Origin of the sequence: Ruminococcus sp. CAG:330, assembly GCF_000437175.1 — a bacterium.
Taxonomy (GTDB): domain Bacteria; phylum Bacillota; class Clostridia; order Oscillospirales; family Ruminococcaceae; genus Ruminococcus_C.
This window is the reverse complement of record NZ_FR898079.1, coordinates 24,926-35,931: the sequence shown is the minus strand read 5'-3', so window position 1 is coordinate 35,931 and position 11,006 is coordinate 24,926. Positions and strand designations below refer to the sequence as shown.

The following is an 11,006-nucleotide window of genomic DNA, read 5'->3' as shown; positions in this document are numbered from 1 at the left end:
CCGCACCGGCGGTTTCCGCTGCTGCCCCGGCAGATACTGCGGCACCTGTAGCGGCTGCGCCCCCTGCGGAAGCCCCCAGACAGGCATACGACACCATCGAATACTTCGATTTCGAGAACCACTTCCGTGGCTCTGTGGAGCACATCAAGGAAGTCCAGCGACAGTACCTCCCCTATTTTCAGGGCAAACAGCACGTACTGGACATCGGCTGCGGCAGAGGCGAGTTTCTCTCCCTCATGCAGGAGGAACAGATTCCGGCGGAGGGCATTGACCTTTACCAGCCCTATGTGGACTACTGCAATCTAAAAGGGCTGCGTGCAGTGTGCGGCGACGGCACGGCATATCTGGCGCAGCTGTCCGCCGTGGACGGCATCTTTCTGGGACAGGTCGTGGAACACATGACACCGGAACAGATTCTGGCGCTGTGCCGCACTGCTTACGACAAGCTGGAGGACGGCGGCTGTCTGGTGATCGAAACACCGAACCCCACCTCCCTGTCCATCTATACCAATGCGTTTTACATCGATCCCTCCCACGTCAAGCCGGTGCATCCGCTGACCATGCAGTATTATCTGGAGAAGGCGGGATTTTCAGATACCACCCTGATTTTCACCGAGAACAGCCGGCCGGCACAGTCCATTCCGCCGCTGCGGTGTGATGCAGAAAATCTGGAGGAATTCAACCGTGCCATGAAGGCGGTTTCCAACATGCTTTACGGCAGTCAGGATTACGCCATCGTGGCAGTGAAGAAAGGATAGAGTTTATGGAGAATCAGACCAATCAATCCATTGACGTTTCTGAAATTATGGAGCAGATCCGGACGGAGATCAAGGAAAAGGGCTACAGCAGCGACATGCTCTCCTTTGCCGACGTTCCCAACGATGCCGACAGCGACACCAGCGGCGAGCGCTTCGATGCCGATATGCTCCGTGCCAACGTGCAGTATATCAGCACGCACCATCGGGTAGACCCCTACCGCCCGCTCGCCGGAAATCCCATCGCCGTGTTCTTCAAGAAGGTGATCCGCAAGCTGGTGAGCTTCTATGTGGAGCCATACGCCGCAGAGCAGAGCAGCCTGAACGCCAACATTGCTCAGGCACAGCAGCAGACGGAGATGTATATTCTGGAGTCCCGCATGCACAGCACCAAGGCACTGCTGGAACGCATTGAGGAACTGGAACTCCAGCAGAAAAACAACAAGATCGCCATGGAACAGATGCAGAGTCAGATCGCCCTGCTTCAGGCAAAATGTTCCGGGGAGGAGGCACAATGAGAATCGTCCAGCTTCTGCCCACCATGGCCATGGGCGATGCCATCGGCAACGATGTTCTGGCGCTCTCCACTGTCATCCGGAACATGGGCTTCCAGACCGGCATCTATGCAGAGACCGTAGACCGGCGGCTTCCGGAGGGCACGGCGTTTCCCGTGGAAAAAATGCCCCGTCTGTCCGGTGAGGATGTCATCATCTATCACAAATCCACCGGCACAGACCTGAGCTTCTCTCTGGAACGGTATCCCTGCCGCAAGCTCATGATCTTCCACAACATCACCCCCGCCAAGTACTTCAAGGGCTATAACGACAATCTTACCCGCATCTCCGAATACGGCATGCGGGGACTTTGCCATCTGGCAGACAAGGTGGACTACTGCATGGCAGTGTCCGCCTACAATGCACAGGTTCTGCGGGAACTGAACTACCAGTGTCCCATTGTTATCCGCCCCATCCTCATCCCGTTCTCCGACTACGCCAAGGCACCTGATCCGGAGGTCATGGCACGCTATGAGAACGACGGATACACCAACTTTGTTTTTGTGGGACGCATCGCCCCCAACAAAAAACAGGAGGACGTCATCCGTGCGTTCTACTGCTATAAGAAATACTGCAACCCCAAATCCCGCCTGTTTCTCGTCGGCTCGTATCAGGGCATGGAACGGTATTACCACCGGCTGCGCCGCTATGTGGGCGCACTGGAGCTGGACAACGTGGTCTTTACGGGACACATCTCCTTTCCGGCGATTCTGGCGTACTACCACCTCGCCGACCTGTTCCTCTGCATGAGCGAGCACGAGGGGTTCTGTGTGCCGCTGGTGGAGGCGATGTATTTCGGCGTGCCCATTCTCGCCTACGATTCCTCCGCCATTGCTGACACGCTGGGCGGCAGCGGTGTGCTGCTCTCCTCCAACGACCCCATGGAAGCCGCCATGTGCGCCGACCGCATTTTGCGGGACGCTGCGCTGCGGCGGGAGATCGTAGCGGGACAGCGCAGGCGGCAGCAGGACTTTGCCTATCCGGAGATCCGGAAGCTGTTCGAGCAGCAGTTGCAGGAGTTTTTGCAGATCGTTCCGCCGTATGTCCGGAAAAAGAAGCGGAAGTAACTGCGGCAATTTTTTGGAAGGAGGCAGTAAGCCATGCGAAAAATCGGATTCGTGATCCCCTGGTACGGCGAGGACATCCCCGGCGGCGCAGAAATGGAGCTGCGGGAGGTCGCCACCCATTTGCAGCGTGCCGGAATGGATGTGGAGATCCTCACCACCTGCGTCAGGGAGTTCTCGGCGGACTGGAACGAAAACTACTACTCCGCCGGAACTGCCGTGGTGGAGGACATTGCGGTGCGACGGTTTCCGGTGCGGCGGCGGGATACCGCTGCATTTGACCGGGTCAACCGCCGGCTGATGGAGGGACAGCACCTATCTCTTCAAGAGGAAAAGACTTTTGTGGAAGAGATGGTCAACAGTCCCCAGCTCTACGAATATCTCAAGGACGCATCGGACGAATATGCCCTCTATGTCTTTATCCCCTATATGTTCGGCACTACCTACTACGGTATGCAGGCTTGTCCGGAGAAGTCCGTCCTCATCCCCTGTTTTCACGATGAGGCATACCTCTATCTGCGCCTGTTCCGGCAGGCGTACATTCAGGCACGGGGCATCATCTACAACGCCATGCCGGAGATGGAGCTTGCCAACAAGGTCTACGACTTCACCACCACGGAACAGATCTGCATGGGCATCGGCATGGACACCAACATCTGCGCCGACGCCGATGCATTCCGAAAGGCATACCGCATTCAGAAACCCTTCCTGCTCTATGCCGGCAGAAAGGATGCCGGAAAGAACGTCCACACCCTGCTGCGGTACTTTGCCGAATACAAGCAGCGCCACGGGGACAGCGACTTGCAGCTGGTACTCATCGGCGGCGGTTCCATTGAGATTCCCGCCTCGGTGCGGGACGATGTCTACGATCTGGGGTTCGTGTCCAGGCAGGATAAGTATGATGCCATGGCAGCGGCAGAGCTGCTGTGCCAGCCCTCCCACAACGAGAGCTTCTCGCTGGTCATCATGGAGAGCTGGCTGTGCGGACGGCCGGTTCTGGTGCACTCCCAGTGCGCCGTCACACGGGACTTCGCCCGCAGAGCCAACGGCGGGCTGTATTTCCGGAACTACTTCGAGTTCGAGGGCTGCGTCCAGTACATCCTGACGCATCCGGAACAGGCACGCACCATGGGACAGAACGGCGGGGCATTCGTGCGGGAGAACTTCGACTGGGATGTCATCGTGGAAAAATACAGAGCTTTCTTTGCAAAGCTGACAGAGGAGTGAGCCTATGAAACGAATTGCACTGGTCAACCAGCGGTACGGCATGGAGGTCAACGGTGGTTCTGAGTATTACACCCGCATGATCGCCGAACGGCTTGCCAATCGATATGAGGTGGAGGTGCTGACCACCAAGGCAGTGGACTACACCACGTGGAAAGACTGGTACGTTCGGGATGTGGAGGTCATCCACGGCGTGACCGTGCGGCGGTTTCCGGTGGAAAAGCTGCGTGCCAGAGATTTTGACCAATACAACGGCAAGTACCTGCAGGAGATGGCGGCGGGCGAACGCAGTCTGGAAAAGGAACACGTCTGGTTCGAGAAGCAGGGGCCATATTCCCCCGCCTGCATCCAGTACATCCGGCAGAACAAGGACAAGTATGACGTATTCATCTTCGTCACCTATCTATACTACCTCACCGTTGCCGGCATGCCGGAAGTGGCGGAGAAGTCCATCTTCATCCCCACCGCCCACGAGGAGCCGTACCTGCACTTCCTCACCTATGAGGCACTGTTCCCCAAGCCCAAGGCATTCGTCTTTCTGACGGACGAGGAGCGCAAGCTGGTGCGCCGGACATTTCCCAGAACAGAACCGATTCCCTGCCAGGTCATGGGCACCGGTGTGGACATTCCCTGCACGCCGGATGCTGCACAGTTCCGCCGGCAGTACGGGATTCAGGACGACTATCTCATCTACGTGGGACGCATCGACGAGGGCAAGGAGTGCCCCATGCTGTTCCGCTATTTTATGGAGTACAAAAAGCGCTGTGGCGGCAAGCTGAAGCTGGTGCTCATGGGAAAGGCCGTGTGCGAGATCCCGAAGCATCCGGACATCATCTCCCTCGGCTTCGTGCCGGAGGAGGACAAGTTCCACGGGATCTCCGGCGCAAAAGCACTGGTGCTCCCCTCCAAGTACGAGAGCCTTTCCATCTCCGTGCTGGAGGCAATGGCGCTCTCGGTGCCGGTGCTGGTCAACGGGGCGTGCGCCGTCCTGAAAGGACACTGCACCAAGAGCAACGGCGGACTGTTCTACCACAGCTACTTTGAATTTGAGGGCGCTGTGCAGTATCTGCTGCACCATCCGGTGGAATACATGCAGCTCTGCGCCAACGCACGGGCATATATCACACACAACTATGACTGGAACGTCATCATGCAGAAATTCTCGGAGATCATCGAGTATGTGAGTGATGCGGCATCCGGAAAATAAGGGGGAATCGCTGGGATGAATTTATTTTCTGGGGTCGTTCTTCTGGGCGTGGTCTTTGCCGCACTCGCCGCCGGTATCTGGCGGAAACAGAGCAACGTTCTGGAGCTTCTGGGCTTCGGCGTCATCTTCTGGCTGTGCGCATGGGTCATCACCGCCATGGGGCTGTTCGTGCTGGATGCGTTCCGGCTGTTCCGCTGTGCTGCCGGCACGGCGTTTCTCCTCTTGCTGTGCGGCGGGGTGCTTTTGCTTTGGCGGCGGCGGAAAGAGGCGTGCCCCTGGAACCGGCTGTGTCAGGTCTCGTGGGACATCCGGGAGTACTGGATTCCCCTGCTGGTCTGCGCCGGCGGTCTGGTGCTTGTCGCCGTGAAGCACGGCTTCTTTGGCATGGGACAGGACGAGGGCGTATACCAGACGGTTGCCGTCAATCTGATGAACGGCATCACCGACCGGCAGCAGGACTTCGCCGAGTACCATCAGGTTCCGGCGGAGCAGCAGGAGACCTTTGCGCAAAGCATTTTCCAGCAGCTCGCCGGCTATGATACCGAGTCCGCCGGACATGTGAGCCACGGCTTCGACACCTCCATCAGTCCGGTCTCCGGCATCTACCACGGCATTCCCACCTACGCCTCCCTCCTCGCCGTGTGGGGCACCATCTTCGGCATGAGTCGAATGCTGGACATTCAGACGGTTTTCTATTGCTGCACGGTCTTTCTGGTGTTCCAGACCTGCCGCAATTTCCAGCTGAAAAAGAGCGCAACGGCGCTGGCGTGTGCCGTTACGGCAGCCTCCCCCATTGTCATCTGGGTGGCAAAATCCGCCCTGACGGAGGGATTTTTGGGCGTTCTGTTTGCACTGTATCTCTATTTCCTGACGGAACGGGAAACCCGGCGGCAGTGGCTCTCCATTCTGCCCATCGCCGTATTCGGCTGTTTCCACGTTTCCATTTACACCATGGTTCCCCTGTTCGTGCTGGTTTACGGCGGCATGTACTGGTTCACACGGCGCAGGTGTTTCGCCGTGCTGATGCCGGCAGCGGTGCTGGGCTATCTGGTCAGCTTCTTTGCCATGCGCCGTGTCCAGCCGTTCTACACCACCAACAACTACAGTCCCCTCTTCGGGCTTGGCATCAATCAGGATGACCTCAGCTGGTTTGTTCCGGCGGTCTGCGGCGGTGCGCTGGTGCTGTGCGCCGGATTTGTGCTGCTGACGCATGTGCTGGGGAAACGGCATCCGGAAAAACAGACGGAGGAACTGCGCTTACAGGCGTTCCGGCAGTCGGTGCCGGGCGTGATCGTGGCAGAAGTGCTGCTGACCGCCATGGCAGCACTGATCGGACTGCGCTGCCTCACGGCGGAGTCCGTTCTGGATGCGATTTCCCACGCCTCCCTCTGGGGGTTCCTCGCCTGCACGGGCATCATTCCGTTTCTGGCGGCGTGGGGGCTAGGCGTGATTCGCCCCAGATTCTATCTGGAGTCCACCCAGCGTCTTGTAGCACTGGTGACGTTTTTCTACTGCGTTTTGTTCTACGCTGCGGTACTGCGTCCAGAGGTGCAGTACTTCTATTACTACGGCCGCTATCTGGCACCGTTCCTGCCGGTAGCTGCGGTATTCCTTGCTGTAACGCTGGATCGGCTGCGGGCACGGGTCACGCTGCCGGTGCTGGCAGCCGGACTTCTGGTGGTCGCACCCTATGACCGCTTTCTCTCCATCCAGCGGGACGACACCCGTCTGGAATGGAGTGTTCTGGAGGAGACAGCGCAGGAACTGTCCTCCGACGACTGCATGATCGTCAGCGACAGTTATATGTCCACCATGTATCTGCCTCTGCGTGCCATCTCCGGCGCTGCGGTCTATCCGGAGGCGGACGACCTGCTGGCGCAGGCGAAGGCGCTGGACGAACGGTATGACAAGGTGTTCTATCTGGGCACAGAGGACTGGGACGACTCGTTCGCCGAGAACTTCCGGCTGACATATGCCAACCGTGTGACACAGTCCAACGATGACAATGTGAGCGGCAGAGCGGGACTCCTCCCGTTCCCGCTGGCATATCAGGAGGCGCCCGTGTCCGTCACTCTCTATACCTACCAGTCCGAAAAGCTCACCTATCCGGCGGACGAATGCGCCAGCACCATGTACCGCGGCTTCGGCGGGCTGGAGGGAAATTTCTGCTGGTCCAATTCTGAGGAGGCCAGCGTGCGCTGCATGCTGTGCCAGCAGGATTACACCATGACGCTGCAAATGGGCTGCATGCTGGATCTGAACCGGCTGGGCTTTGCGCAGTATCCCGTCACCATCGAGATCAACGGCAAATCCGCCGGCACGGTGACAGTGGACGAGTCCAACAACGGACAATCCCTCTCGCTGGATATTCCGGCAGCGTGTCTGGAGGACGGGCAGAACATCGTTACCCTCCGCTGCGACCTGTGGGAGGCAAAGAAAATCTCGGAGAGCGACCCGCGGCTGCTGGGCTTCCCGCTGAAATCCATCGTATTCACACCGCAGGGATGAGAACCCCGCAAGAAAGGAATCAATTGCTATGAAACTGATTATTCAAATTCCCTGCTACAACGAGGAAAAGACGCTGGAGCTGGCATACCGTGATCTGCCGCGGCACATCGACGGCATCGACACCATCGAATATCTCATCATCAACGACGGCAGCAAGGACGGCACCGTTCAGAAGGCACGGGAGCTGGGATTCCACCACGTCGTATCCTTCCGCCGCAACAAAGGTCTGGCACGGGGCTTCCTCGCCGGACTGGACGCATGTCTGCGGCTGGGTGCGGACATCATCGTCAACACCGATGCGGACAACCAGTACTGCGGTGCGGACATCGAAAAGCTGGTGCGCCCCATTCTGGAAAAGAAAGCGGACATGGTCATCGGCGAACGCCCCATTGACGAGACTGAGCACTTCTCCTGGAAGAAAAAGAAATTCCAGCATCTGGGCAGCTGGGTGGTACGGGTGGCATCCCACACCGATGTCCCCGACGCACCCTCCGGCTTCCGTGCCTATTCCAGAGAAGCTGCCATGCGCATGAACGTGGTCAACGAGTACACCTACACGCTGGAGACCATCATTCAGGCCGGCCGCAGCAAGATGGCTGTGGCCTCCGTGCCCATCCGCACCAATCCGGAAACACGCCCCTCCCGTCTGTTCTCCAGCATGTGGCGGTACATGAAGCGCTCCGCCTCGGTCATCATCCGCTCCACCGCCATGTACCGTCCGCTCCAATTCTTCTGCACCATCGGCGCCATTCTCTTTGTGCTGGGACTGGTGGTCGGCATCCGGTTTCTGGTATTCTTCTTCCTGGGCGAGGGCAATGGCCATGTCCAGTCGCTGATTCTCACCGCCGTGCTGCTCCTCATCGGGTTCCAGACCATTACGCTGGGACTGCTGGGAGATACCGTCGCAGCCAACCGGAAGCTGCTGGAAGATGTCCAGTACCACGTCCGGAAGATGGACTATGACAACAATCCGGCGGACAAGACCCCCGACGACGAATAAGCAGCGAAACCATATTCCAGAAAACACAAGAGCCTGCCTGCACAGCTTGGTGCAGACAGGCTCTTTTTCGCAAAGAAAACGAGATTATTTCAAAACAGATTCTGTGATGGTGAAGTGCTTGGGAATGCCGCCGTGCATTTGCAGATTCAGTTCGCCCTGAATCAGCGGCAGGAAGTAGGGCATTGCCTTATCGCTGATGTTATTTCCGGCAGGGGTGAGGAACTCTCTCGGCAGGAACTTCTCCCGATTGGCGATCTGGGAGGCATCTGCCGGCTCCATGACCACGGTATAGGGCATGTCGTGGATACGGCGGAATACCATGACCCGTCCGGTTTCACCGTTAAGGGCACACTGCACACCGGCTGCACCGATCTGCTCCGACTCGTCGATGTCGGTCTTGGAACACAGGTGGGAGGAACAGCGCTGCATGACGTTCAGCTCGATGGAGCGCACCTTACATCCGATCTTTTCCCGCACCAGCTGTTCCAGATACTTGCCGATGCCGGAGAGGTACTTATGCCCGAAGTTATCCACAGCACCGGACTGCACGCCCTCCGGTACGGCAACGCCCTCGGAAACTGCCACGATGACTGCCTTATGCTTTGCCATCTCCTGTTCCGCATCCCGCAGGAACTTTTTCTCCGAGAAATGGGACTCCGGCACGTAAACCAGATGGGGTGCAGGATCGCCATAGGCGTGGAGCACGGCGCTGGAAGCCGTCAGCCAGCCGGCGTGTCGGCCCATGATCTCCACGATGGTGATGGAGGGCATGCTGTAGACTGAGCTGTCCCGCACGATCTCCTGCATGGTGGTTGCCACGTACTTTGCCGCAGAGCCGAAGCCGGGGGTGTGGTCGGTGATGCACAGGTCGTTGTCAATGGTCTTGGGAATGCCGATGACCTTGATGTTCAGCTTCTTCTCCCGAAAATAGGAGGAGAGCTTCTGCACGGTGTCCATGGAATCGTTTCCGCCGATGTAGAAAAACGCACCGATCTGGCGGCGCTTCAGGCAGTGCACGATCTGCTGGTACACGGCATCGTCCTCCTGCCAGTCCGGCAGTTTATACCGGCAGGAGCCCAGCACCGTGGAGGGCGTCTGCCGGAGCAATTCCATATCTTCGTTGGTGAGAATCATGGTCTTGAGGTCGATGAGGTGGTCGTGGATGATTCCCTCCACGCCGTTGATGGAACCAAAAATCGCATCAATGGTGGGTTCTTTCAGGGACTCCCGAAATACGCCCACCAATGAAGCGTTGATGGCGCATGTAGGCCCGCCGGACTGTGCAACTGCAATATTCATAGTAAGCATGCTCCTTTTCTGATATGGTAAAAAATTGCGGTCAAAATTTTCTCTTTTTCTATTGTACCGGATATCCGGAGAAATGTCAACGCCTTTGCGGAAAATTCAGAACAGCGTACAGAACTACCCATGTTTTTTCCAAAAAATCCGTGCAGATAGAAAAAATTGCGGGGAATGCACGAATTTGAGGTGAAAAGCCGTATTTGTGAAGAAACAGGGCGGTTTTTGAACCGTTTCAAGAGCGAACACAAAAAGCATCGTGCAAAAACGAAAAGATTTCAGAACCGTTGCCCCATCAGGCTGCTCCAGCTGAGCGCAGCTGGCGAGGTGTTTTGCGTGTATTGTAGGGACACGGCGTGCCGTGTCCGCTTCGTGGAGATGGAGAGGATAAGGCTCCCCTGAAAGGGGAGCTGGCAGTGCGTAGCACTGACTGAGGGGTTCTAACACTGCGTTTTTTCTTTATCTTGATTTTGTAACGAAACCGACCCCTCCGAGCGGCTTCGCCGCCCACCTCCCCTTTCAGGGGAGGCTGATTCTTTCCTTTTGATTATGGGGAAACAACACGCAGAACACCTCGCCAACTGTGCTCAGTTGGATCAGCCTTACAAAGCAACCCATCTGAAAAGTTCTCCGTTTTTCCCAAAAATCCCCGCCTTACGGGACTTGCTTTTTTCTCCAATATCCTGTATAATAACGTATATACCGAAAGCACAACAGACTCTATTTCAGAAAGGATTTTGCAACATGAAAATAAAATCGGTTCGCATCGCCGGTCTGGTCTGTGGTCTGGGGTTACTCCTCGCCACCGGTGCCGGCACTATGACTGCATCCGCCACTTCCGTGGGGGATGTCATCGCTTACGCCTACGCCGTGGGACTGCCGGAGAGCACCATTCAGCAGTGCATCAACCAGTACAGCGGCGGAACATACACCTCGGAACAGTGCGATCAGGCAATCGCTGCGCTGGCAGACTGGGCAGCAAAACGAGATCAGAGTATTGAAGACGAGATCAACAAGGGCACGACTGTTCCGCCGGCCGAAACCACGGCTGCTGCCGGCGGAAACAGCAACACCACGGAAACCGCCGCTGCCCCTGCGACCACCACCACGCCCTCTGCAAAAGACTTCATCAACATGACGCTGGAGGAAAAGGTATCCTATGTCAACAGTCTGCCGGAGGATCAGCGCAAGGAGTTCATTCAGAACATGAGCAACGACGAGCGCAACAGCTTCCTCAAGCAGATGGACAAGACCAAGCAGGCGGAGGTCATCGCTGAAATGATGGGCGTCGGGAAGGCGTTCGGGCTGAACTTCTCCGTGGACACCCTTTCCAAGGATGCCATCGCCATCAGCGCACGGGACAAGGACGGCAATCTGGTGGATGTCACCACCTTT

Annotated in this window: 9 protein-coding genes; 8 read left to right on the top strand and 1 reads right to left on the bottom strand. The window is 57.3% G+C overall.

Translation table 11 applies throughout. The features are described 5' to 3' along the window. The 7 genes from QZL66_RS09060 to QZL66_RS09030 form a co-directional block, all read left to right on the top strand. A partial coding sequence (locus tag QZL66_RS09060) for a class I SAM-dependent methyltransferase (protein WP_293602134.1) occupies window positions 1–758 on the top strand: 758 nt, incomplete at its 5' end. Between the two features lie 5 nt (window positions 759–763). After that, the gene (locus QZL66_RS09055; protein ID WP_022411396.1) at window positions 764–1,273 is read left to right on the top strand and encodes a hypothetical protein; all 510 of its coding nucleotides are present in this window, start codon (window positions 764–766) and stop codon (window positions 1,271–1,273) included. Then, window positions 1,270–2,376: a glycosyltransferase family 4 protein gene (locus tag QZL66_RS09050; protein ID WP_022411395.1), complete on the top strand. Its 1,107-nt coding sequence runs from the start codon at window positions 1,270–1,272 to the stop codon at window positions 2,374–2,376. Before QZL66_RS09055 ends, QZL66_RS09050 begins: the two co-directional genes overlap by 4 nt. Window positions 2,377–2,409: 33 nt before the next feature. Then, window positions 2,410–3,600 carry a glycosyltransferase family 4 protein gene (locus QZL66_RS09045; protein WP_022411394.1) on the top strand — a complete coding sequence of 397 codons (1,191 nt, stop codon included), beginning with the start codon at window positions 2,410–2,412 and terminating at the stop codon, window positions 3,598–3,600. A gap of 4 nt (window positions 3,601–3,604) precedes the next feature. Next, the gene (locus QZL66_RS09040) at window positions 3,605–4,804 is read left to right on the top strand and encodes a glycosyltransferase family 4 protein (RefSeq protein WP_022411393.1); all 1,200 of its coding nucleotides are present in this window, start codon (window positions 3,605–3,607) and stop codon (window positions 4,802–4,804) included. 15 nt (window positions 4,805–4,819) lie between these two features. Continuing rightward, window positions 4,820–7,312: a hypothetical protein gene (locus QZL66_RS09035; protein ID WP_022411392.1), complete on the top strand. Its 2,493-nt coding sequence runs from the start codon at window positions 4,820–4,822 to the stop codon at window positions 7,310–7,312. A 28-nt stretch (window positions 7,313–7,340) separates the two neighbouring features. Next, a complete protein-coding gene (locus QZL66_RS09030; protein WP_022411391.1) occupies window positions 7,341–8,312 on the top strand; it encodes a glycosyltransferase family 2 protein in 972 nt (323 codons plus the stop codon). Window positions 8,313–8,396: 84 nt separating this feature from the next. On the opposite strand, the gene QZL66_RS09025 is transcribed toward QZL66_RS09030, so the two are convergent. Continuing rightward, window positions 8,397–9,611: a 6-phosphofructokinase gene (locus tag QZL66_RS09025; protein WP_022411390.1), complete on the bottom strand. Its 1,215-nt coding sequence runs from the start codon at window positions 9,609–9,611 to the stop codon at window positions 8,397–8,399. Window positions 9,612–10,355: 744 nt separating this feature from the next. On the opposite strand from QZL66_RS09025, the gene QZL66_RS09020 reads away from it, so the two are divergent. After that, on the top strand, window positions 10,356–11,006 hold a 651-nt coding region (locus QZL66_RS09020), incomplete at its 3' end, for a hypothetical protein (RefSeq protein WP_293602126.1).

Excerpts from the sequence above, each read along its gene's own strand:
- QZL66_RS09055 (WP_022411396.1), top strand. The coding sequence starts at position 764 with ATGGAGAATCAGACCAATCAATCCATTGACGTTTCTGAAATTATGGAG.
- QZL66_RS09035 (WP_022411392.1), top strand. The coding sequence starts at position 4,820 with ATGAATTTATTTTCTGGGGTCGTTCTTCTGGGCGTGGTCTTTGCCGCA.
- QZL66_RS09045 (WP_022411394.1), top strand. The coding sequence starts at position 2,410 with ATGCGAAAAATCGGATTCGTGATCCCCTGGTACGGCGAGGACATCCCC.
- QZL66_RS09040 (WP_022411393.1), top strand. The coding sequence starts at position 3,605 with ATGAAACGAATTGCACTGGTCAACCAGCGGTACGGCATGGAGGTCAAC.
- QZL66_RS09050 (WP_022411395.1), top strand. The coding sequence starts at position 1,270 with ATGAGAATCGTCCAGCTTCTGCCCACCATGGCCATGGGCGATGCCATC.
- QZL66_RS09030 (WP_022411391.1), top strand. The coding sequence starts at position 7,341 with ATGAAACTGATTATTCAAATTCCCTGCTACAACGAGGAAAAGACGCTG.
- QZL66_RS09025 (WP_022411390.1), bottom strand. The coding sequence starts at position 9,611 with ATGAATATTGCAGTTGCACAGTCCGGCGGGCCTACATGCGCCATCAAC.